The 20,261-nt window shown below is 69.8% G+C and carries 25 protein-coding genes and 1 tRNA gene; 5 read left to right on the top strand and 21 right to left on the bottom strand.

The annotated features are described in order from the left end of the window. Positions 1-37: 37 nt before the first annotated feature. Complete coding sequence (locus ACWGKJ_RS26440) at positions 38-580, bottom strand: MarR family winged helix-turn-helix transcriptional regulator (protein WP_385027056.1); 543 nt, start codon at positions 578-580, stop codon at positions 38-40. A gap of 223 nt (positions 581-803) precedes the next feature. Between ACWGKJ_RS26440 and ACWGKJ_RS26435 the strand changes: the two genes are divergently transcribed. Next, on the top strand, positions 804-1,025 hold the full coding sequence (locus ACWGKJ_RS26435) for a hypothetical protein (RefSeq protein ID WP_385027053.1): 222 nt from the start codon (positions 804-806) through the stop codon (positions 1,023-1,025). A gap of 108 nt (positions 1,026-1,133) precedes the next feature. Here the strand turns inward: ACWGKJ_RS26435 and ACWGKJ_RS26430 are convergent, their stop codons facing one another. The 10 genes from ACWGKJ_RS26430 to ACWGKJ_RS26385 all read right to left on the bottom strand — a co-directional run bounded on the left by ACWGKJ_RS26430 (position 1,134) and on the right by ACWGKJ_RS26385 (position 7,719). Continuing rightward, a complete protein-coding gene (locus ACWGKJ_RS26430; protein WP_385027050.1) occupies positions 1,134-1,961 on the bottom strand; it encodes a hypothetical protein in 828 nt (275 codons plus the stop codon). Positions 1,962-2,068: 107 nt separating this feature from the next. Next, positions 2,069-2,923 (bottom strand): RNA polymerase sigma factor SigF, encoded by an 855-nt coding sequence (locus ACWGKJ_RS26425; protein ID WP_385027047.1) that lies wholly within the window; start codon positions 2,921-2,923, stop codon positions 2,069-2,071. Between the two features lie 211 nt (positions 2,924-3,134). Beyond that, positions 3,135-3,956, bottom strand: a complete 822-nt coding sequence (locus ACWGKJ_RS26420) for an RNA polymerase sigma factor SigF (protein WP_385027065.1) — start codon at positions 3,954-3,956, stop codon at positions 3,135-3,137. 398 nt (positions 3,957-4,354) lie between these two features. Then, positions 4,355-4,648 (bottom strand): Dabb family protein, encoded by a 294-nt coding sequence (locus ACWGKJ_RS26415; RefSeq protein WP_385027044.1) that lies wholly within the window; start codon positions 4,646-4,648, stop codon positions 4,355-4,357. 31 nt (positions 4,649-4,679) lie between these two features. Further along, positions 4,680-4,835, bottom strand: a complete 156-nt coding sequence (locus tag ACWGKJ_RS26410) for a hypothetical protein (RefSeq protein ID WP_385027068.1) — start codon at positions 4,833-4,835, stop codon at positions 4,680-4,682. A gap of 347 nt (positions 4,836-5,182) precedes the next feature. Then, positions 5,183-5,848: a nitroreductase gene (locus tag ACWGKJ_RS26405; RefSeq protein ID WP_385027041.1), complete on the bottom strand. Its 666-nt coding sequence runs from the start codon at positions 5,846-5,848 to the stop codon at positions 5,183-5,185. 82 nt (positions 5,849-5,930) lie between these two features. Then, positions 5,931-6,018: transfer RNA gene (locus ACWGKJ_RS26400), tRNA-Ser, on the bottom strand. 69 nt (positions 6,019-6,087) lie between these two features. Beyond that, positions 6,088-6,552, bottom strand: a complete 465-nt coding sequence (tadA, locus tag ACWGKJ_RS26395; RefSeq protein WP_385027038.1) for a tRNA adenosine(34) deaminase TadA — start codon at positions 6,550-6,552, stop codon at positions 6,088-6,090. Positions 6,553-6,711: 159 nt separating this feature from the next. Beyond that, positions 6,712-7,239, bottom strand: coding sequence for a tRNA adenosine deaminase-associated protein (locus ACWGKJ_RS26390; protein WP_385027035.1), 528 nt, complete (start codon positions 7,237-7,239; stop codon positions 6,712-6,714). A gap of 153 nt (positions 7,240-7,392) precedes the next feature. After that, positions 7,393-7,719, bottom strand: coding sequence for a hypothetical protein (locus ACWGKJ_RS26385; RefSeq protein WP_385027032.1), 327 nt, complete (start codon positions 7,717-7,719; stop codon positions 7,393-7,395). 93 nt (positions 7,720-7,812) lie between these two features. On the opposite strand from ACWGKJ_RS26385, the gene upp reads away from it, so the two are divergent. Further along, complete coding sequence (gene upp / locus ACWGKJ_RS26380; protein ID WP_453315828.1) at positions 7,813-8,448, top strand: uracil phosphoribosyltransferase; 636 nt, start codon at positions 7,813-7,815, stop codon at positions 8,446-8,448. A 107-nt stretch (positions 8,449-8,555) separates the two neighbouring features. On the opposite strand, the gene ACWGKJ_RS26375 is transcribed toward upp, so the two are convergent. The 4 genes from ACWGKJ_RS26375 to ACWGKJ_RS26360 all read right to left on the bottom strand — a co-directional run bounded on the left by ACWGKJ_RS26375 (position 8,556) and on the right by ACWGKJ_RS26360 (position 12,459). Beyond that, complete coding sequence (locus ACWGKJ_RS26375) at positions 8,556-9,194, bottom strand: LytR C-terminal domain-containing protein (protein WP_385027026.1); 639 nt, start codon at positions 9,192-9,194, stop codon at positions 8,556-8,558. A 265-nt stretch (positions 9,195-9,459) separates the two neighbouring features. After that, the gene (locus tag ACWGKJ_RS26370) at positions 9,460-9,756 is read right to left on the bottom strand and encodes a type II toxin-antitoxin system VapB family antitoxin (RefSeq protein ID WP_164262735.1); all 297 of its coding nucleotides are present in this window, start codon (positions 9,754-9,756) and stop codon (positions 9,460-9,462) included. Positions 9,757-9,937: 181 nt separating this feature from the next. Continuing rightward, positions 9,938-11,551 carry a M20/M25/M40 family metallo-hydrolase gene (locus ACWGKJ_RS26365; protein ID WP_385027062.1) on the bottom strand — a complete coding sequence of 538 codons (1,614 nt, stop codon included), beginning with the start codon at positions 11,549-11,551 and terminating at the stop codon, positions 9,938-9,940. A 263-nt stretch (positions 11,552-11,814) separates the two neighbouring features. Beyond that, positions 11,815-12,459 carry a TetR/AcrR family transcriptional regulator gene (locus ACWGKJ_RS26360; RefSeq protein WP_385027023.1) on the bottom strand — a complete coding sequence of 215 codons (645 nt, stop codon included), beginning with the start codon at positions 12,457-12,459 and terminating at the stop codon, positions 11,815-11,817. A gap of 562 nt (positions 12,460-13,021) precedes the next feature. Between ACWGKJ_RS26360 and ACWGKJ_RS26355 the strand changes: the two genes are divergently transcribed. Further along, positions 13,022-13,429: a VOC family protein gene (locus tag ACWGKJ_RS26355; RefSeq protein WP_385027020.1), complete on the top strand. Its 408-nt coding sequence runs from the start codon at positions 13,022-13,024 to the stop codon at positions 13,427-13,429. Between the two features lie 53 nt (positions 13,430-13,482). Here ACWGKJ_RS26355 and ACWGKJ_RS26350 read toward each other — a convergent pair whose 3' ends face one another. From ACWGKJ_RS26350 to ACWGKJ_RS26340, 3 genes are all read right to left on the bottom strand, one after another. Next, positions 13,483-14,211 carry a sensor domain-containing protein gene (locus ACWGKJ_RS26350; protein WP_385027017.1) on the bottom strand — a complete coding sequence of 243 codons (729 nt, stop codon included), beginning with the start codon at positions 14,209-14,211 and terminating at the stop codon, positions 13,483-13,485. A gap of 236 nt (positions 14,212-14,447) precedes the next feature. Then, entirely contained in the window at positions 14,448-15,257 is an 810-nt protein-coding gene (locus ACWGKJ_RS26345) for an isocitrate lyase/PEP mutase family protein (RefSeq protein WP_385027014.1), read from the bottom strand. A gap of 82 nt (positions 15,258-15,339) precedes the next feature. Next, complete coding sequence (locus tag ACWGKJ_RS26340) at positions 15,340-15,849, bottom strand: MarR family winged helix-turn-helix transcriptional regulator (protein ID WP_385027011.1); 510 nt, start codon at positions 15,847-15,849, stop codon at positions 15,340-15,342. A gap of 228 nt (positions 15,850-16,077) precedes the next feature. On the opposite strand from ACWGKJ_RS26340, the gene ACWGKJ_RS26335 reads away from it, so the two are divergent. Beyond that, positions 16,078-17,496: an MFS transporter gene (locus ACWGKJ_RS26335; protein ID WP_385027008.1), complete on the top strand. Its 1,419-nt coding sequence runs from the start codon at positions 16,078-16,080 to the stop codon at positions 17,494-17,496. A 50-nt stretch (positions 17,497-17,546) separates the two neighbouring features. On the opposite strand, the gene ACWGKJ_RS26330 is transcribed toward ACWGKJ_RS26335, so the two are convergent. Further along, positions 17,547-18,530, bottom strand: a complete 984-nt coding sequence (locus tag ACWGKJ_RS26330) for a phosphorothioated DNA-binding restriction endonuclease (RefSeq protein WP_385027005.1) — start codon at positions 18,528-18,530, stop codon at positions 17,547-17,549. Positions 18,531-18,723: 193 nt separating this feature from the next. Between ACWGKJ_RS26330 and ACWGKJ_RS26325 the strand changes: the two genes are divergently transcribed. Further along, positions 18,724-19,038 (top strand): transposase, encoded by a 315-nt coding sequence (locus ACWGKJ_RS26325; protein ID WP_385027002.1) that lies wholly within the window; start codon positions 18,724-18,726, stop codon positions 19,036-19,038. 3 nt (positions 19,039-19,041) lie between these two features. Here ACWGKJ_RS26325 and ACWGKJ_RS26320 read toward each other — a convergent pair whose 3' ends face one another. Then, positions 19,042-19,458, bottom strand: a complete 417-nt coding sequence (locus ACWGKJ_RS26320; protein ID WP_385026999.1) for a nuclear transport factor 2 family protein — start codon at positions 19,456-19,458, stop codon at positions 19,042-19,044. A 138-nt stretch (positions 19,459-19,596) separates the two neighbouring features. Further along, complete coding sequence (locus tag ACWGKJ_RS26315; RefSeq protein ID WP_385026996.1) at positions 19,597-20,115, bottom strand: HAD domain-containing protein; 519 nt, start codon at positions 20,113-20,115, stop codon at positions 19,597-19,599. Positions 20,116-20,261: the final 146 nt, after the last annotated feature.

Raw genomic sequence — 20,261 nt, 5'->3', positions numbered from 1 at the left:
TCTCTGCGGGTTGATGCGGTGATGCGGTGGTGCGGGTCTATGCGGATGTACGGGTCTGCTCGCGCTCCCCGGAGGGCTCCCCGGACCGCTGTCCGGCGAGCTGCTCCGCGTGCTGCTCGGAGTGGTGTCCCGAGTGCTGTCCGGTCCAGACCCGGCAGTCGCCGAAGCTGGCACGCAGCCGTTCCAGCAGCGAGTTGAGCTGTCCGACTTCGTCGTCGGACCAGTCGCTGAGCGTGCGAGCGAGCGATTCGATGTGGCGCTCGGCGAGCACGCCGAGCATGTCGTCGCCTGCGGGGGTGAGCCGCAGGATGCGGGAGCGCTTGTCGGCGGGGTCCGGGGACCGCTCGATCCAGCCACGCTCCGCGACGTGGGCCACATGCCGGCTGGTGACCGACATGTCCACGGCGAGCAGTTCGGCGAGTCTGCTCATCCGCATCTCGCCGTGCCGGTCCAGAAGGGACAGCACGGCGGCTGATCCGGTCGGGCACTCCGGCGGGAGGATGCGGGAGAGACCGCGTTTGACGGCGCCGAAGGCGGTCAGCTGCCTGGCCAGTTCTTCGTACTGACTCTGCGCTGCCACGGGCACCTCCCTGTGGGCTGTCTGTGAGCACTCTATGTTGTTGCTTCAGGCAACTTTAAAGCCGTTGGTTGCTGCAGGCAAATTAAATGGAGCAAGGAAGGGTAAAGGGAAGCCAAAATGTTTGCATGTGTAAGGTCAATGCGGTGACGGAAGGGTGTTCGAAAGGTGTCGCCCTCCGCCCGGGGGTTGGGCGGGACCGCAGGGTTCGCTAGGGTCCTGCCTCATGGCACACAACCCCCAAGCGCCCCAAGGCCCCGAGGGCACCAACGACCCCGCGGGCAGCACCCAGATGTTCCGCGCCTTCGTCGACGAGGGCGCACCGCAGGGCGCGTCCCGCCCCGCGGCCGTTCCGCAGCAGCAGTCGGGCCCGAGGGTCGGCGTGATCGTCGGGGTCATCGTCGTGATCGTGGTGCTGGCCGCCGTCGCGTTCCTCGCGCTGGGCTGACCGTCCCGGCCCGCCGTCCCGCTCCCCTTTTTCTGCGTTTTCTGCTTTCTGCGCGGTTTCCGCGTTTTCCGCCGGCCCGGGCGCGTACGGACTCCGTGCCGCCCGCGGTCACTTCCAGCTGACGGAGACCTTCCGGGTCTCTATGTGCATCCCCAGCGGCACCCGCCAGTCGTCCACGCACACGGTGTACGTCTTCGACCTGGCCGCACCGGCGGCGATCGGCCCCGGCAGCGGCTGGGCCGAGGTCCGGGTCGCCCAGTCCACTCCGAGCCCGCCGATGATGTGCGTCGAGAAAGTGACCGTGCCCGAAGCGACCGGTGAGCCACCGGTGTTGCTGAAGCGCACGGTCACTTTCTCGCACCAGCGCTTGTCCGTCGTGGCCCGGTCAGGGGCGCCGACCTTGAGTACCGCGGGCCCTGCCGGAGGGGCGGGCGAGGTGCTGCCGGTTCCGCCGCTGTTTCCACCGCCACCGGTTCCGCCGGGTGTGTGCGAAGCGCCGCCGCCGGACTCGGGCGGGGTGGAGGTGCTGCCGCCGGTGGTGCCGGAAGGGGCGGAGCCGCCCGGGGTCCGCGCGCCGCCCGACGGCCCGCTGCCGCCGGACGCTCCTGTGCCGCCCTGGGTGTCCGTACCGGCCGTATGCGGCGACTGATGTACGGAGTTGGCCCCGCCGGGCGCCGAGGGGCTCTGTGCGCCCTCCTGGGACGCGGCGTCAGGTGACCCGCCCTCATCATGCCCCGAAGTCGCCCCGGAGCCGTCCAGGGGCGTCAGGGTGACCTTTCCCGAGGGGGGTACGGGTGTGGTGGGCGCCTGCCCGGCGCCCGCGGCGCCGACCGCGGCGTAGCCATGGTGTGCGGTGCCGCCCGCGAAAGCGGCCACCAGGCCGCCCAGGCAGAGGGCCGTTGTGGTGGCGGCGATGGCCGCGTGCTGGCGTCGCATCGCGCCAGTGTGTCTGACGGGTCGTCAATTAGGAACCCGGCGGGGCGGGGAAGAACCGGAGGCGCCCGGGGGCGGTCATGGTCCTGCCTGTTCCCGCCGGCTTCCGGCTACTCCCCGATCAGCCCCTCCCGCAGCTGGGCCAGCGTCCGCGTCAGCAGCCGGGACACATGCATCTGGGAGATGCCGACCTCCTCGCCGATCTGTGACTGCGTCATGTTCGCGAAGAACCTCAGCATGATGATCTGCCGCTCACGCGGCGGCAGTTTGGCCAGCAGCGGCTTGAGGGACTCCCGGTACTCGACGCCTTCGAGCGCCGTGTCGTCGTAGCCGAGACGGTCCGCGAGGGACCCCTCGCCGCCGTCGTCCTCGGGGGAGGGCGAGTCGAGCGAGGACGCGGTGTACGCGTTGCCCACCGCGAGTCCGTCGACCACGTCCTCCTCCGAAACGCCCAGTGCCAGGGCGAGTTCGGGGACGGTCGGGGACCGGTCGAGCCGCTGGGCCAGCTCGTCACTGGCCTTGGTCAGGGCGAGCCTCAGCTCCTGGAGGCGGCGCGGCACCCGCACCGACCAGGAGGTGTCGCGGAAGAAGCGCTTGATCTCGCCGACGATGGTCGGCATCGCGAACGTCGGGAATTCCACGCCCCGTTCGCAGTCGAACCGGTCGATCGCCTTGATCAGGCCGATGGTGCCGACCTGGATGATGTCCTCCATCGGCTCGTTCCGGCTGCGGAACCTGGCCGCCGCGTAACGCACCAGCGGCAGGTTGAGCTCGATCAGTGTGTCCCGTACGTAGGTGCGCTCCGGGCTGTCCGGTTCCTGGGAGGCCAGCACGGCGAGCCGCAGGAAGAGGGAGCGGGACAGAGTGCGGGTGTCGATGGCGCCAGAGCTCGGCAATGCGGAGCTGCTGAGTGTCTCCGGTGCGTCTTTCGTGAGCACCTTCGAGCTGCCCTGTTCTGCGGACATGCCACCCCCTTGAGGTCGCGGACGGTCGCGGCGGACGCTCCCGTCGGAGGAACGCAGCCTCCACCTGAATACCGGAGGGTGGACTGCGGCAAACGCGGTTCCAGCAGAATGTCACATGTCGGCAACACGCTGTAGCGCCAAGTCGACAAATGTGCGCTGGAAAGAGGGGGTGTGGGGCATTTCTGCTGCGGATACGGATCACCCGTACCGGTTACGCCTCGATCCGGTTTGCGGATCGCAGCCGCGCGAAGCTTCTGGCCAGCAGCCGTGAGACATGCATCTGGGAGACGCCCAGCTCCTGGCTGATCTGCGACTGCGTCAGATTGCTGTAGTAGCGCAGCATCAGGATCCGCTGCTCCCGCTCGGGCAGCTGGACGAGCAGATGCCGGACCAGATCGCGGTGTTCGACGCCGGCCAGTGCCGGGTCCTCGTAACCGAGCCGGTCGAGCAGCCCCGGCAGCCCGTCGCCCTCCTGGGCGGCCTCCAGCGACTGCGCGTGGTAGGAGCGGCCCGCCTCGATGCAGGCCAGGACGTCGTCCTCGCTGATGCGCAGCCGCTCGGCGATCTCCGCCGTCGTGGGGGACCGGCCGTGCATCGTCGTGAGGTCCTCGGTGGCCCCGGTGACCTGGACCCAGAGTTCATGGAGCCGCCGGGGGACGTGGACGGTCCGTACGTTGTCTCGGAAGTAACGTTTGATCTCGCCGACCACGGTCGGCATCGCGAAGGTCGGGAACTGCACCCCGCGCTCCGGGTCGAACCGGTCGATGGCGTTGATCAGGCCGATGGTGCCGACCTGGACCACGTCCTCCATCGGCTCGTTGCGGCTGCGGAAGCGGGCAGCGGCGTATCTGACCAGCGGCAGATTGGCCTCGATCAGCGCCGAACGCACCCTGGTGTGCTCGGCGCTGCCCGGCTGGACCTCTTTGAGCTGCGCGAACAGCACCTGGGTCAGAGCGCGGGTGTCCGCGCCCCGGGACTTGGGCGGCGGGGTCTCCTCGACCGGGGGCGGACCGCTCCGGCCGGCGGTGTCCAGCTCCGGACCGTTCGCGTCGTCCTGGCCGGCGGTCTGGTCGGCCTCCCGGCCGCCCGGCGGCCGGGAGGCCGGGGTCTGGTTGTTCTGGGGCAGGGCGGTCTGGGGCGGTACTTCAGGCGCAGTACTGGCCGGCACGGTCACGCCACCCCTTTTTGGACGACTTTTTGGTCAACTCATCAGTCAAAAGCGGTCATAGCATCACAAGACATGTGCACTGTGTGCAAGTACCCCATAGCGACGTGTTGGCTATGAAAGTGGTTTCAAACAGCCGTAAACATAAAAAAACCCCCGCTGCGATGAGGGGGGCTGTGCGTCCGTTGAGCTCGGGCGGGGGTCCGGCAGGAATGGGGATGGGGGGCGCGGGCGAGGCAGGCGGCAGGGGTGGGCCGGGGGCCGCCTCAGAAGGGGTAGTCGGCGATCACCCAGGTGGCGAATTCGCTCCACTGCCCGACGGCCGCCTGGTGGGCCGGGTGCTCGATGTACCGCTTCAGCGCGTCCGCGTCCTGGACGGCCGAGTTGATGGCGAAGTCGTAGGCGATGGGCCGGTCGCTGATGTTCCAGGCGCACTCCCAGAACTCCGTCTCCGGGATCTGCCCGCCGAGCTCCGCGAACGCCTTCGCGCCGGCCGCGACCCGGGGCTCGTCGCGCGAGACGCCCTCGTTGAGCTTGAAGAGGACCAGGTGGCGGATCAAGGGGCACTCCCTACGGAACGGATGTACGGGCTCAGCTCACCAGTTCGGTCATGAACTGACCGACGCTTTTCGCGGCGTTGGAGACTCCTTCGAACCCTACCTGTACGAGGTCGGCCGATCTGGCCGGTGACGTGATGATCGTGTACAGCACAAAGACGACTGCTATGTAGAGAATGATCTTCTTCACTGGCACCGTTCGGCCCTGCTTCCCCTGAGGTCCCTGAGCAGTCGCGAGAGTCTAACCGGAGGGAGCGCCGGGGGATCAAGGGCTGGAAGGCGGAGCGGCGTTGGCCACCGCGGCGGCCACCGGGCACCCGCAGGCCCTGGCGTGCTGCCGGGGGCGGGGGTCTGCGTCGGCGCCGTTCGGCCGGGTGGTGGCGCATGGGCGACGGGCCGGGCCGACCGGGGTTACTTTCCCGAGCCGACCGGGTCCACGGAGACGACCGTCGCCGACTGACCGGCCGGGATGCTGCTGCCCTGGGCGATGGTGTGCGAGTGGGTCTCGTTGGGCGGAAGGGCCCGGCCCTCCTCCGGTCACCCCCCGATGAAGCTCACCGTTTCCGTCAGGTCCGCCCTCCCCGTACGCAGCGGCGGCACCCCTTCCTTCTCGTACCCCACCGAGACACCGCAGAGCAGCACGAGCCGGTCGTCGGCTCCGATCGCCCGGCCGACTGTCCTGCGGTACATGGTCCACATCACCTGGGGGCAGCTGTGCACCCCTTCGGTCCGCAACAACAGCATGACCGTCTGCAGATACATCCCCGCGTCGGCCCACTGTCCGGGCCCCATCGACCGGTCGAGACAGCAGAACAGCACAACCGGCGCCCCGAACCCCTCCGAGTTCAGGACAGCGATCTTCCTGGGCCGGTCGGGGTCGTCGCGCTCGATCCCCAACGCCTCGTACCGCTGGGCGGCCGCGGCGGAGAAACGGTCCAGATACGGCGGGGCCAGCTTGGCCGGGTACATCGGATACTCCCGCTCGTCACCCGGATCTCCCGCCCGTGCCCGCGCCGTCACCAGCCTCTTGAGCTCGGCCAGGGGCTCGCCCGTCACGACATACAGCTGCCACGGCTGGAGGTTCCCGCTCGACGGAGCACGGGCCGCCGCGGCCAGGACCCGTTCGAGCAGTTCCCGGGAGACCGGCTCGTCGCTGAACGCCCGCACAGCCCGGCGGCTGTCCACCGCCTCGTACACATCCATGTCCTCGCACCCCTCACCCGCCGCCAAGGGAGGCCAAAAAAACCGCCCTTGGTCTGCTTCTGCAGAGCAAGGGCGGTTCCTGTGGCGGTAGCGGTGGGATTTGAACCCACGGTGAGTTTCCCCACACTCGCTTTCGAGGCGAGCTCCTTCGGCCGCTCGGACACGCTACCGAGAGAGAGCTTAGCCCAAGGTCGGCCGTGGTCAGAAATCGGCCTTCGGGAAGAGGGCCCGAGGGGCCGTCAGCGGTCCCGGAAGAAGGACGTCAGCTGGTCCGCGCACTCGTCCGCGAGCACCCCGATCAGCACTTCGGGGCGGTGGTTGAGGCGGCGGTCGCGTACGACGTCCCACAGCGAGCCCGCCGCTCCCGCCTTCTCGTCGAGTGCGCCGAAGACGACCCGGTCCACCCGCGACTGGACGATCGCGCCCGCGCACATCGTGCATGGCTCCAGCGTGACGACCAGCGTGCAGCCGGTCAGGCGCCAGGTGCCGAGCGACGCCGCGGCCCGGCGGACCGCCAGGATCTCGGCGTGTGCCGTCGGGTCGCCGCCGGCCTCGCGTTCGTTGTGGCCCGCTGCGAGTGGTGTGCCGTCCGGGGCCAGCACGACGGCGCCGACCGGCACATCGCCGGCCTTCGCCGCCTGTGCGGCCTCGGCCAGGGCCTGCCGCATCGGCGCGGCCCAGGGATCGCGGAGGGGATCGGTCATCTGCTCGTCTGTTCGATGGTGTGCCCGATGACGGTGTGACGGCCGTGGTCTGTCCGGCCGGCTGTCCTGTCCTGTGTCCGGCCGGCTGCTCAGCCGTCTGTCCGGCCGTCGGGCACCTGCGGTAGGTAAGCGAGGGTGGGCCGGCGAGGTAGGGGTGGGTCAGCGGACGGTTTCCAGGACTTCGGCGGCGCCCAGTGCGTCGGCGATGTCGGCCAGTGCGTCGGTGCCGAGTGTCAGGAGCTCCTTCTCCGTCATGCCGAGGTCGGCGAGGATCAAGATGTCCCCGAGCGGTCCCGGCGGTACGGCTTCGCTCTCGTCGTCCGGGTCGTCCCCGTCCTCCTCCAGCTCACCGTCCTCCGTACCGTCGAGGTCGACAAGTTCTTCCAGGGCGTCCGGGTCCTGCGGGTCCCGGCCCATCAGCTCGTCGGTGAGGAGGATCTCCCCGTACGAGGAACGGCTTGCGGCTGCGGCGTCGGAGACGTAGATCCGTGGATCGTCCTCGCCGTCGACCCGGACGACGCCGAACCAGGCGCCCTCCTGTTCGATGAAGACGAGGACGGTGTCCTCGTCCCCGGAGGCATCCCGGGCGAGATCGGTCAGATCGCTGAGGGTTTCCACATCGTCCAGCTCCGTGTCGCTCGCTTCCCACCCGTCTTCGGTGCGCGCGAGCAGTGCGGCGAAGTACACCGTGACTCTCCCACTGGTCTTAGGGGTGTCTGTCGAAAAGGCGGGCTGTCCGCCGCCCAGTGGGAATCGTGGCAGAAACATGGCGTTCGCGAGAGGTCTTCGGGCTCAGGTCTGCGTGTTGCTTCCGGCGGCCGGTAAAACCTTGGTACGCCGCTACCAGCGGAACGTACGCATACGCATGGCCTGTCGGAGCCTGGCGACCTTGGCGCGCCTGGGCTGCACACGGTCGCGCAGCTCCTTCGCCTCGTTCAGCTCACGGAGAAACTGCGCCCGGCGCCGCCGGCGGTCGGCGGCGCTCTCCGGTGCGTCGGCCGCACCCGCTCCGCCGGGCCCGCTTCCGTCTCCCGGCTCGTACGGGGGCTTGTACGCGGGCGCGTGCGCCGTCCCCTGCGCGCTCTGTCGCTCGTTCTCCCGCGCGTTCTGCCGTTCGTTCTCGCCGGCCTTGTCGCGGGCCGGGTTCGCTGGCTCGGACTCGGGCATGGACCGCACCACCTCCGTACCCGTCCGCCTTCCCGCCGACCGGCGGGTTGATGCCAGCGCGGGCAGGCCCGGGGGCCCGGTTACGGTTGTCGTATGCGTATCCATGTCGTCGACCACCCGCTGGTGGCGCACAAACTCACCACGTTGCGCGACAAGCGCACCGACTCCGCCACCTTCCGGCGCCTCGCCGACGAGCTCGTCACCCTGCTCGCGTACGAGGCCACGCGCGACGTGCGCACCGAGCAGGTCGACATCGACACCCCGGTGACGGCGACCACCGGCGTGAAGCTGTCGTATCCGCGCCCCCTGGTCGTGCCGATCCTGCGCGCGGGGCTCGGCATGCTCGAAGGGATGGTGCGGCTGCTGCCGTCCGCCGAAGTGGGCTTCCTGGGCATGGTCCGCAACGAGGAGACGCTGAAGGCGTCCACCTACGCCTCGCGGATGCCGGACGACCTCTCGGGGCGTCAGGTGTACGTCCTGGACCCCATGCTGGCCACCGGCGGCACGCTGGTCGCCGCGATCCGCGAGCTGATCGAGCGCGGCGCCGACGATGTCACGGCCGTGGTGCTGCTCGCCGCGCCCGAGGGTGTCGAGGTCATGGAGCGTGAGCTGGCGGGCACGCCGGTCACGGTGGTCACGGCGGCGGTCGACGACCGGCTCAACGAGCAGGGCTACATCGTGCCGGGGCTCGGCGACGCGGGCGACCGGATGTACGGATCGGCGGAGTAGCCCCGCCCTGACTGGCCCCGCCCTGACTGGCCCCGACCTGTTCGGGGAGGTCGTTCCGGGGCGTCAGTCGTCTGTCTCCCGGAAAGTCGGCACTCTGTTCCGGGGCGTCAGCACTTTCCGCCGGGCGTCGCCTTGGGGTGGGCCAGGGTGGCCAGCGCCTTGGCGGCGTCCTGTTTCGTGTCCAGGGCCTTGAAGCCGGAGCCGATGATCAGGTCGACGTCGCCGGTCTTCCGGGTGTCCGTCTTCTGGGTGGCGCCCTTGACCTGCGTACCGAGTACGGAGAACGAGGCGACCGGGGTCCTGGCCGAGCCCAGCAGAAGTGCGGTGCCCGGGACCTTCTTGTCGAAGGCCGCGGGGGCGTTGCCCACCTTGCCGATGGTGAAGCCGCGCTTCTTCAGCTCGTCGGCGGTGGACTTGGCGAGTCCGCTGCGCGGGGTCGCGTTGTAGACGTTGACCTTGATCTTCGCGGGCTCCGGCAGCGCCTTCGCCTGCCGGGACGAGGCGGGCGAGGCCGCGGCCCTGGCTTTGCAGTCGTGCTGCTGCCCGGCGGCCGACGACTTCTGGGAATCGCCCGTGAAGAGATGAATGAGCTGCAGCGATCCCCAGCCGACCAAGCCGAGGGCGACGACAGCGGCGACGATCCCCAGGACGAGTCGGCCACGGCGCCGGGGGCGGTGCATCCGGGGGTACTTGTCGCCCGTGATGCGGTACTTTCCGCCCATGCCGGGGGGTGTGAGCATGCTCATGAACGCAGCGTAGTGCGGCCTGGCAGCTATGCGAACTTAACGATCATCTGATGACCGCCGGATGAGGCAAAATGGCCCCGAAAGGACCAGCGAGCGGCTTTGGCCAGGGTGGATACCGGTGGTTCCGGACAAGCCCGTGCCGGATCAAGGCCGTGCCGGACCAAGCCCCGTCTCGGATCAACCGTCCCGGATCACGGCTGTGCCGGATCAAGGTCACCCCGGGTCGGGCCGGGGCGGTGAGCTGTCGGCCGATGAGGGTGAGCTGTCAGCCCATGTCGAGGACGCGGGCGTGCAGGACCTGCCGCTGCTGGAGCGCGGCACGCACGGCCCGGTGCAGTCCGTCCTCCAGATAAAGGTCGCCCTGCCACTTCACGACGTGGGCGAAGAGGTCCCCGTAGAACGTGGAGTCCTCCGCGAGCAGCGTTTCGAGGTCCAGCTGGCCCTTGGTGGTCACGAGCTGGTCCAGCCGGACCGGGCGCGGCGCTACATCCGCCCACTGGCGGGTGGATTCCCTGCCGTGGTCGGGGTACGGGCGTCCGCTTCCGATGCGCTTGAAGATCACACGGAAAGCCTACCGGGGATGCGCCACTGGGCGCAGCCACGGAACGGCGGATACGGAGTGCATCAAAGGGCCTATGCCCTGACAAATCGGCAGTGAACCGGGAGTGAACCAGAATCGGAACCACTCCCTCCGGTGACCCTGTGGCCAGAAATTCGGACAGGGGCGCCGATCCGGCATCCCTTCAGGGGGCTTGGCTGCCGGTGCCCGCTTTGAGAGGGCGTACGTCGGAGGCGTATCGCCCGACGGCGTCGGCCATGACCGCGATGTTGACGCTGAACGCCTTCATGTCGATGTTCTTCAGGGTGTCGCACGCCAGGTGATAGCAGGCGTCGAGCGCGACCCCCGCCCTCCCGCCGAACTTCTTCGCCTGCGCGGCGGTCTTGATCTCCTCCGCTCCGGTGAAGGTGCCGCCCGACGGGATGCCCGCGGCGATGAACGGGCCGTAGTCGGAGCGGCCGTCGAAGACCGTCCCCTCGTGCGGCACATGGCGGCGGTCCAGGAAGTCGGTGATTCCCTTCTCCAGCCGGGCGGAGCCTGCCGCGGCGGAGCCCGTCGGGGTGGAACCTGCGGGACCGGGGCCGGGGCCGGGTCCGGGTGCGACGCCGGGGGCGGTGCCTTCGGGGTCTGGCTCGGTCTCTGGCTCGGTCTCTGACTTGGTGTCGGAATTGTCGCCGTCGTAGACCAGCTCGGCGTAGTTGGGTGAGGCGATCATGTCGAAGTTCAGATAGAGGGCCAGCTGCTTCCGCTGTGGGGCGGTGAGGTGCTTGACGTACGCATCGGAGCCGCGCAGCCCCAGCTCCTCCGCCGACCACCAGGCGAACCGGACTCTGTTCGCGGGCTGTTGGGGGAGCCGGGCGAGTCGCTGGGCGACCTCGATGAGGCCGGCCGAGCCCGAACCGTCGTCGTTGATGCCCGGTCCCGCCGCTACGGAGTCCAGGTGGGCGCCGAGCATGACGGTGTGCGCCGGGTCGCCGCCCCTGGTCTCGGCGATGACGTTACGGGTGGTGCGCCGCTCCTGTAGCTGCCGGATCTCCAGCGAGACGGTCATGCCTTTGGGGCTGGGGGCGGCGACGGGGCTGGTGGCGGGGGCCTTGGCGCCGGCTCGGGCCGTTTCCGCGGCCAGCGCCGTGCCGTCCGCCTGCGAGATCCCGCCGGTGGGGATCTTCACGCCCGCGGGGGAATCCAGGGTGCCTGCCAGAGCGCCCCCGGTGTTGTTGGAGATGAGCGCGGCCACCGCGCCCGCCCCGGCCGCCGTGCGCTGTTTCTGGGCGAATGTGCAGCCGCCGCGGCGGATCAGGGCAATCTTCCCGGTGAAGGCTCCCGCCGCGTAGTCGGCAGGCTCGCACCCCGTGGTGGCGTCCACCGGTACGACGGCGAGTTCGGCCGTGATTCCGCCCACCGGCGTGGACTTGGTGTACGAGAGCGCCGAGACCGCCAGATCGCGCGGGGTGGGTGTGACGACGGCCAGCCGCTCGGCCCGGGTCTCGATGTAGGTGATGGGGAAGGGCTCGTACGAGACCCGGTAGCCGGCTCGCTCCAGGGTGTCGTGGACGTAGCGGGCCGATGCCTCGTGGCCGGGCGTTCCGGCGGCCCGGGTGGAGTGGTGTGCGTCGGCGATCGCCTGGAACTTCCGCAGCTGGCGGTAGGCGCCCCGCGCGGTCGACGCCCGTACGAGCTCCCGGGAGAGCTGTTCGGCCTGCTGGGCCGGATCCGGGCGCACTGCCTGCGGGCGCATCAGGTGTGGGTGCGCTGCTTGCGGGCGCACCGGATTCGGGCCCACCGGATCCGGGCGCATCGACTGCGGGGCCGCCGAGGCGGGCGCCGCCGTGGAGGCGAGGCCCAGAGTGGCGGCGAGTACGGCCGCCGCCGTCGATGTCGTCAGGGCTCTGGCCGCCCTGGTGCCAGTGCTCCGGGGTCCGGTGCTGTCGTCTGTCGTGGTCACCCGGGATCCTTCCCGCGCGACCGCGCCCGGCGAACACCCGTGTGGCGTTCGGGTGCAGCGGGCGGACCGGCGGATGCCACCCTCCCGGCGCGCCGAGGGCGGACCGGTCGATGGCCTCAGCGCACTGCGGGCAGGCCGGCGGCCAGGGCGGACAGGGTGCGCCGCAGTGTCGGGAGCAGTGTGGGCCGGACGGCTGCGAGCTGGGGCTCCATGGCGTACAGCTCGGCCAGTACGGGCGGCGGGGTGGCCATCGGGTAGAGCGTGCCGGCGAGCACCCCGGCGGTCGAGACCAGGTCGGTGCACTCGCGCTCGGTCAGCCCGGGGCGGGCCCGCGCGACCAGGGCGCTGAGCGAGGAGACGGCGGCGAGCACGGTGTGCTTGTAGGCGCGGGCCGCTTCGAGCGAGATGTTGTGCTCCAGGATCGTCGCGGTCTGGCTGAGCAGATCGCAGAAGAGCGGCCGTTCGGCGAGGCTCTCGGCGAGCGCGCCGATGGCCTCCTCGCCGGCTTCCAGCCGTGCGGCGACCTCGCCGCGCCACTCCTGCCAGTCCTCGGCCGCGAGCACCAGGAAGATCTCTTCGCGGGTGCCGAAGTACCGGATGACATTGGATTTGGCGAGCCCCACGGCCTCGGCGACGCTGCCCAGCGTTACCCGCCGTACCCCGTGTTCCAGTGCAAGACGACGAGCGGCCGCGAGAATGGTCTCGCGCCGCTGTTGCTTCTGCTCCGGTCTGCGCGCCCGGAGAAAACTCTCTGATGACATGACTCGGTCAGCATACGAGAGCGGGAAAGAGCCCGCCTTCTCTCGATATCGAAACAGCGGTCTTTTAATTCGGTCGTGTCCGCTGCCATCACGTCGGTGCAGGTAATTCCGACTGGCCGGCGTATCCGGAATGGCCGGTTGGGGCTTCCTGTGCGTGTGTCCTGGGATTTACGGATTTCTCGCCGCACGCCAGGGATTCGGGGGCTCGGGGGAATGGAGGCCGAACCGCGTACCTTGCCTGCATATATGTGCCGGGCGGAGTATATCCAGTCATCGTGCGGTGGACCGTGCGGTGGGGTGGGTGGGGGGCGGGGGTGTCCGCTCAACAGGGCCTGGACTGAGGGCCTCCTGGGCGGCGTGCGGGTGGGTGGCGCATGTGGGCGCGATCGACGGCCCACCTGGCTGGTGCGCTGGTGCGCATTATATTGAGTGGAATATTGCGTGGAATGGGGTGCGTGCCGGGTGAGTTGGAGTGTGTGAGATCCCGTTGGATTCTCTGGGGTTCCTTGAGGATCCGTGAGATTCGATGAGATCCGATGAGATGTCGCGAGAGGGAGTTCCCGTGCGAGTGATCGGCTTTGACCACCTTGTCCTCAACGTCGCCGACATCGAGCGCTCGTTGGGCTTCTACTGCGGTTCACTCGGCCTCGAACCGGTCCGGGTGGAGGAGTGGCGGGCGGGCGATGCGCCATTTCCTTCGGTACGGGTCAGTGCTGGGACGATCATCGATATCGTCCGTACACCGGAGAGCGCTGCGGGAACGGCCGGCCGTGCCAATGTCGATCACATCTGCCTGGTCGTCGAACCACTCGACTGGCAACAGTCCATTGATTCGGGCGAGTTGGACGGATTCACCGTGGTGGACGGCCCCGGTGAGCGTTTCGGGGCGCGGGGAAGCGCCCAGTCGGTGTACGTGCGCGATCCGGATGGGAACACGGTGGAACTGCGCTGGTACCCGGGGGATGCCTGACCGGACAGCGGCCCGCCCGGTGTGCGGCCGGGTGGTGCGTCCGGCGGGGGCCGTCATGAGCCGAGCAGGGTGCGGACCGCTCCGCGGTCGACGTTCGTCAGGGCGTGCACGAGCTTCGGGGTGAGGAAGACGATCACCAGGCCGAGCAGTGAGAACGCGCCTATCTGGAGCGGCGATGTGAGGTAGTACTGATGGTGAGCGCCGTGCGACGTGTAGTCGTACACCTGATAGCCGGGCCAGCCCACGTAGCGCGGGAAGACCCAGTGGTAAGCCGGGTAGAGCGCGACGGCCCAGCCGGTGACCAGGAAGGTCAGCGAGAGTACGAAACTCGCCACCCGCCAGGGGAACATCAGCAGCTGGAACAGCATCGCCCGCCACCCGGCGGCATCGGTCAGCCGGGCCAGCAGGGCGGGCCACCGGCCGGAGTTCCGTGCCGCGGGTACGGGTGCGGGCGCGGGGACATCCAGACCGAGCAGCCGCCGTGCCCGCCCGCGTTCGGCGGTTCCGAGCGCACGTGCCCCGGCCAGCAGGGCCGCCGCCGCTGGAAGTCCGACGACTGTCACTGCCAGGCCCGCGCTCAGCGAGAACATCGTGACGACGAAAACGAACCCGGCGACGGCGACCGGCAGCGAGCTGAAGACGTATCCGATCTCCCGGAACGTCCTGGCGGCGAAGGGCGCCCGCCAGAATCCGGTGCCGGGCGGGGCCGGGGGCGTGGACATGGCCGGGGTCGGGGTCGGGGTCACGGTCGGGGACGGGTGCGGGAGAGTGCTGCTGCTCATCGTGGGCCTCGGATCATCGCGGTGAGGACGTGCCGTCCTGATGACCCTGACGATTCCGGATCCGCGTCCCCGGCGACATGGTGTGGCCTGGCCTCCTGAGGGTGGTGCCAGCACCCCCTTTTGAAGGGAGGGAGGGGAGGAGGCGGCCGGGAGCGGGTGTCGGTTGCCCTTGCGGTGGGGCCGGTTGGGGTGGGGCCGCAGGTGTCGCGTCGGGGTGGGGCCGTAGGCGTCGCGGTTCAGCTGCCGGTGGTGCCGAACCGGTCGGAGAGCGACTGCGCCTGCGCGTACGAGGGGATGCCGGAGTCCCCCGCGGGGAGCGCCGAGCTTTCCGCCACCGCTCTGGCTGTGCTGACCGCCGCGTGCAGGGCGGCGCGGAACAGCAGGGAGCCGCAGCTGATCCGGCGCACTCCCAGCGCGGCGAGCTCCCCGACGGACGGCCCGGCCGGCGACACCAGGATGTTGAGCGGGACGGCGAGATCCCGGATCAGGGCGGTGATCTCGGGTCCGTCCTGGAGCCCGGGGACGAACAGCCCGTCGGCGCCCGCGTGCTGGTAGGCGTCCGCCCGGCGTGCGGTCTGCTCCGTGTGCCCCGGGAGCCAGTGGGTGTCGGTGCGGGCGTTCAGGAAGAGGTCGGGTACGGCGTCCTTCACCGCACGGATCACCTCGCACTGTCGGTCCAGATCGGCGAGGCTGCCGTCGCTCCGCCCGTCCTCGATGTTGACGCCCACCACGCCCGCGTCCGCCAACTCGGCCGCAAGCCGGGCCACTTCGCCCGGATCGCTGCTGAACCCGCCTTCGATGTCCACGCTGATCAGGGCATCCATCCGGACGAGCCCGCGCGCGAGCTGTACGGTCTCCGCGCGTGTGCCGCCGGTCGCGTCCGGCTTTCCCGCCGCTGCCGCGACCCCGAGGCTCGTCGTACCGATGGCACGGAATCCGGCCTCCGCGAGGGCGGCCGCCGAAGCGTGGTCCCAGGCGTTGGGCAGGACAAGTGGGCCTGCGGCGCTGGGGAGGTGCAGGCCGCGAAAGTCTTCGAAGGGGGTCATCGGACGCTTCCTTCCGCCGGGCGAGGACGAGGGCGCGGGTGCGAGCGCGGTGGGGTACGGGGTGCGGTGGGCCAGGGGGCGATCAGGGTGTGATGGCCTCGTCGTAGACACCGACGATCCGCCTCAGGAAGGCCGCCACGACGGCCTGTTCCTCGGGGGCCAGCGCTTCGGCTGCGGCGGTGACGCCGTGGACGAGCGGGGCGACGTGCTCGTAGGCCGTCGCCTCCCAGTGTTCGGCGGGCGTGATGATCACCTTGCGGCGGTCGGTGGGGTGGGGCTGCCGGGTGACATGCCCCCCGGCCGCGAGTCGGTCGATCACGAGGGTCGTCGCGGCTGTCGACGCCTCCAGGCGACGGGCGAGGTCGGTGGGGGTGGTCGGACCGGTGTGGACGAGGTGGTCCATCACCGCGAGTCCGGCCGGATCCACCTGGAGCCGTCGGCTCAGATGCCGCTCGAAGCGCTGCTGGTTCAGCGTCAGGAGCCGCAGCTGTTCACGGATGGCACCCCCGGATCCGGCCCCGGCCCCGGCTGCTGAGCCGGTGGTGGGCTGCCCGGCTTCTGGGGCGGTGGGGGCGGGCGATGTGACGTCCATGGGGATCAGGATACTCTTGATATTGCTAATAAAATTGGTAACCAAGAGTATGAGGTAAAAATGAGCGCCAGTCCGGCGGACCGATCGTCGCCCCCATCGCACCCGCAGTCCCGGTCGTCCCAGCAGTCCCTGAAGCCCCGGTCGTCCCCGCCGGCGGCTTCGGTGGGGACGCAACCACCCGGGCCGCCGCCGGTTCCCTACCGGTGGCGGTGGCTGATCCTGGTGGTGATGCTCATCGCGGAGATCATGGATCTGCTGGACGCGTCGATCGTCAACGTGGCCGGACCCGCCCTGGAGAGATCGCTCGGGGCCACGTCCGTGGGCCTCCAGTGGGTGATCGGCGGCTACGCGCTCACGCTGGGGGCGGGGCTGGTGCTCGGGGGCCGGCTCGGCGACCGGTACGGGCGGCGCCGGATGTTCCTGATCGGCCTGGGCTCGTTCACCGCCGCCTCACTGCTCTGCGCGACCGCGCCGGGCATCGGCACCCTGATCACCTTCCGGCTGATCCAGGGGGCGGCCGGGGCGATGCTGCTCCCCCAGGGGCTCGGCCTGCTGCGCGAGAACTTCACCGGGTCCGAACTCACCAAGGTCTTCGGCGTCTTCGGCCCTGTGCTCGGACTCGGCGGCATCGTCGGCCCGGTGCTCGGCGGTGGCCTCATCCAGGGTGACTTCTTCGGCCTCGGCTGGCGGCTGGTGTTCCTGGTGAACGTGCCGATCGGCCTCGCCGCCCTGGCCGTCGCCGCCAGGTTCGTCCCCAGGAAACCGGGCGACCCCGCCGTGCTCGTCGACCGTACGGGCGCGGCTCTGGTCGCCCTCTCCTGCGCTCTGCTCGTCCTGCCCCTGAACCAGGGCCAGGACGCGGGCTGGCCCCTGTGGACCTGGCTGTGCATGGCCGCTTCGGTGGCCGGCTTCGCGCTCTTCGCCGTACAGCAGCGGCATACGGCGGCGCAGGGACGCGAGCCGCTCATCGCCCCGGCCCTGCTGCGCAAGCCCGCCTACACGGTCGGCCTCGCCGGGATCGCGCTGTTCTTCGGGGGACTGATCGGGGTGCAGCTGGTGCTGACCCTCTTCCTCCAGATCGGCCAGCGCTTCACTGCCGGGGAGGCCGGTCTCGGCAACCTGCCGCTGGCGCTGGGTACGGCGATCGGCGGCGCGGTCAGCGGAGCCGTACTCGCCGACCGGATCGGCCGTGCGGTCCTGCAGATCGGCCCGCTCGTACAGCTGGGCGGCGCGGCGCTGCTCTGGTACGAACTCGACGGCATCGGCGGCACGTTCTCCCTCTGGGACATCGCGCCAGGCGTGGTCGTCTGCGGCATCGGCGCCGGTCTGGTCATCGCCGCGCTGTTCAGCTTCATCCTCGCCGCGGTCGACGACGACGAGATCGGTTCGGCGTCCGGTGTGCTGTCGGCGGTGCAGTCGATCGGGGGCTCGATCGGGGTGGCCGTGTTCGGCTCGGTCTTCTTCGCCCGGGTCACGTCGGGCGACTTCACGACCGGTTTCCACCACGCCCTCCTGGTCCAGGGGTGCCTGCTGGTGGCGTTTCTGGCGATCACGTTGCTGCTGCCGAAGAAGGGCAGGCCGGAGGAGTTCGCGGTGGATCCGGAGGAGTTCGCGGTGGATACGGATACGGGGAGTGCTGGGGCGTGAGGGGTGGGGGTCCGGTCCCCCGCGCCCGGCACCGTCATCCGGCCCGGCTTTCAACCGGCGGCGGCCGGGCGTGGACTGCCGTGGAAGACCTGGGCGGTGTGCCAGGAGCGATGGGCCGCCGCCACCGGCCGGGCGCCCGGTTGCGGTCCGGTGAGCGGGCGGCCCGCGAGGGCGATGACGTGGTGGCGAGCGGTCTCGCTGCGGCCGACGAAGCGCTGTGAGACCAGGATGCGGTGGTCGTCGCCGATGCCGAGGACGCCCTTGTCGAAGAGCTTGTGGTGCAGCGAGCAGAGACACAGCCCGTTGTCGACGTCGTCGGGGCCGTCAAACGCCCACCAGCGCACATGCGCGGCCTCAAGCCCTACCGGCACGGTGCCGATCCTGCCGTCGTAACCGCAGAAGGCGCACTGGTACTCGTACGCCGTGAGTACCAGCTCCCGCATGCGTCGGTCCCGCTGTCGCGGCCCGGCCGGAAGCTGTCCGGCCGGAGGCTGTCCGGCCGGCAGGTCTTCGGCCGGCAGGTCTTCGGGCAAAAGCCCTGTGGTGGCGGGTTGTTCAGGGGTGAGCTGCCCGATCTCCGCCGGTTCCAGCTCCAGGCCGACCGCTTCACAGAGTTCGGTGTGGAGCGAGGGCGGGAAGTTGAGGTCGAGCAGCACCCGCGCCATGCGTCCGAGCAGCGACGGATCCCGTCGCAGAGCGGCCCGCAGCTCCGGTGCCAGTCGCCCCGCGGCCCCCGCCGCCCGCAACTCCCGCACCCCGGTGCCGGGACTGCCCGACCCGCGATCGGACCGTACCTCCCACACCCCGTCGCTCACGAGGTGGTGGAAGGGATAGGCGGGAGACGTCCTGGTGGGCGGCCCGTACTCGGTCAGCAGCCCCTTGAGATCGTCCTCGACCGCGCTGTAGCGCAGCTCGCCCTCGGCGTCCTGCTGGAAATGGCCGAGCGCGTAGAGGAAGAGCAGCGGCTTGTGCGGAGCGCGGGCACCGCTCCTGGTCCACAGCCTCAACTTCGCGGTGCGCTCAAGCCAGTCCATGCCGGGCGATGCTAAGGGCTGTCCCGTAATCCCTGGTGGATCAGCGTACGGGGTACGGCTCACGGCGTACGGGCCACGGCTCGCGGTGTACGGGGCCACGCCCCGCGGGCCCATGCTCCAAGGCGTACGGAAGCGGGCAACGAGAACTAGGCCGTTTCGTTTAGATCATCGGACCGTTGGTCTGGTTGTGCCGTTGACTGACGCCCAGTGGGCCCGGATTGAGCCGCTGTTGCCGGACCGCACGGCGAAGCGGGGCGGCCAGTGGCGGGATCACCGGCAGATGATTGACGCGATCGCCTGGAAGTTCCAGACCGGCGCGCAGTGGGTGCATCTGCCGGAGAAGTACGGCAACCGGCGAGGCGTCTACAACCGACTGCGGATGTGGACCGCCGATGGCACCTGGGAGCGGGTGTTCACCGCGCTGATGGCACGGCCGTCTATCTGGCCGGACTCTACGTCGCAGGCATCTTCCTCTGGTCCGCAAGGTGATCCGGATGAAACTGCGTAGGGCTCATGACGGGGCGCCCGGGAAGGACGGTTTGATGACGCGGCTGCCAAACTTCCACTGCCCGTCCACGCGAACGTATTCGTCCTCGTACCTGACGTGGGAGCGAACATAGCCGCCGTCGTTCTTCACCACTTCCACGAGACAGGAGACGCTCCCCGCCGCGCGGTCTCCCTCGATGTCCGTCACCAGGTGGTTGAACATGACGTGGATGACGTGGCGGGCATGGGCGAAGAGTGAATCGCGGAAGAAATCGCGTACCGCGTCGCGCCCTTGGAACCGGCCGAAGCCGGTCTCACGTTCGTCGAGGACGCCATCCTCGGCCCAGCAGTTGGAGGACTCATCCAGCCGGAAGCCGTCGAAAGCAACCGCGTAACGAGTGTTGAGATCGTGGATGGCGGCACGATCGGCGAGATGACTCATGTATATCCTCACGTCAAAACGGGTGCTGGGTCCCCTAGCCCTGGCGGGTTCGGGTGAGCCGGGGAACGGTGTACACGGCTCCCAGCCCGTGTCAAGTCTCCCCAGCCATGAGCCGACCAGTGATCCAAACGAAACGGCCTAGCCCGCCCCGTCCGCCCGCAGCCACGCGTCGAGAGCGGTGAAGTCCGCGTCCGTGAGGCCGTGGCGAGGGTCGATGTGGCGGAGGAGAGTCCGTGCCGGGTGGTGTGCCTCCACCCAGGCCCGGTCGTTCTCGGTGATCTCGTCGTCGAGCCAGGCGAAGGGCCGGCCGCCGGACCAGTCGACCAGGGCACGGGTCTTCCAGTGGAGGCCGCGGCGCCAGTCATCGGCGGCCGGTTCCGGCCAGGAGACCACGGGGAGTGGTGGCAGACCGAGGAGTGGAGCGAGATATTCGTTGGCCGCGTTCTCCCAGGTGGTGGCCCACACCAGCTCGCACGGCAGCGCCGTCAGCCGCTCCCCGAGCGCGGGATCGACCCTGGCCAGCAGCGGGTTGGCGCCGGCGTCGGGCCGCAGATACGTCGGGTAGCCGTCGGGGTACTCGTCCCGCGTCGCCCCGAAGGGGATGAGTGGTCCGTCGACGTCCAGGAAGAGGAGGGGCCGCAGCGGAGAACCGGTCACAGCCGCACCGTAACGGGCCCTGCGCAGCGATGCCCCGAAGCCGGACCGACGCGAAGCCGGACCGATGCCCCGAAGCCGGACCGACGACGCGAAGCCGGACCGACCCGGCGCCGGAGCGGCGGTCCACAGCAGGACCGTTGCCCCGG

Source organism: Streptomyces sp. NPDC054757 (assembly GCF_053612185.1).
Note: the sequence above shows the minus strand (reverse complement) of the source record. Positions and strands in the feature narration are given on the sequence as shown.

Coding starts and splice junctions, on each gene's coding strand:
- ACWGKJ_RS26435 (WP_385027053.1), top strand. CDS start 804: ATGGCACACAACCCCCAAGCGCCCCAAGGCCCCGAGGGCACCAACGAC.
- ACWGKJ_RS26430 (WP_385027050.1), bottom strand. CDS start 1,961: ATGCGACGCCAGCACGCGGCCATCGCCGCCACCACAACGGCCCTCTGC.
- ACWGKJ_RS26425 (WP_385027047.1), bottom strand. CDS start 2,923: ATGTCCGCAGAACAGGGCAGCTCGAAGGTGCTCACGAAAGACGCACCG.
- ACWGKJ_RS26405 (WP_385027041.1), bottom strand. CDS start 5,848: ATGGATGTGTACGAGGCGGTGGACAGCCGCCGGGCTGTGCGGGCGTTC.
- tadA (WP_385027038.1), bottom strand. CDS start 6,552: ATGACCGATCCCCTCCGCGATCCCTGGGCCGCGCCGATGCGGCAGGCC.
- ACWGKJ_RS26385 (WP_385027032.1), bottom strand. CDS start 7,719: ATGCCCGAGTCCGAGCCAGCGAACCCGGCCCGCGACAAGGCCGGCGAG.
- upp (WP_453315828.1), top strand. CDS start 7,813: ATGCGTATCCATGTCGTCGACCACCCGCTGGTGGCGCACAAACTCACC.
- ACWGKJ_RS26375 (WP_385027026.1), bottom strand. CDS start 9,194: ATGAGCATGCTCACACCCCCCGGCATGGGCGGAAAGTACCGCATCACG.
- ACWGKJ_RS26365 (WP_385027062.1), bottom strand. CDS start 11,551: ATGCGCCCGGATCCGGTGGGCCCGAATCCGGTGCGCCCGCAAGCAGCG.
- ACWGKJ_RS26360 (WP_385027023.1), bottom strand. CDS start 12,459: ATGTCATCAGAGAGTTTTCTCCGGGCGCGCAGACCGGAGCAGAAGCAA.
- ACWGKJ_RS26350 (WP_385027017.1), bottom strand. CDS start 14,211: ATGAGCAGCAGCACTCTCCCGCACCCGTCCCCGACCGTGACCCCGACC.
- ACWGKJ_RS26345 (WP_385027014.1), bottom strand. CDS start 15,257: ATGACCCCCTTCGAAGACTTTCGCGGCCTGCACCTCCCCAGCGCCGCA.
- ACWGKJ_RS26340 (WP_385027011.1), bottom strand. CDS start 15,849: ATGGACGTCACATCGCCCGCCCCCACCGCCCCAGAAGCCGGGCAGCCC.
- ACWGKJ_RS26335 (WP_385027008.1), top strand. CDS start 16,078: ATGCTCATCGCGGAGATCATGGATCTGCTGGACGCGTCGATCGTCAAC.
- ACWGKJ_RS26330 (WP_385027005.1), bottom strand. CDS start 18,530: ATGGACTGGCTTGAGCGCACCGCGAAGTTGAGGCTGTGGACCAGGAGC.
- ACWGKJ_RS26320 (WP_385026999.1), bottom strand. CDS start 19,458: ATGAGTCATCTCGCCGATCGTGCCGCCATCCACGATCTCAACACTCGT.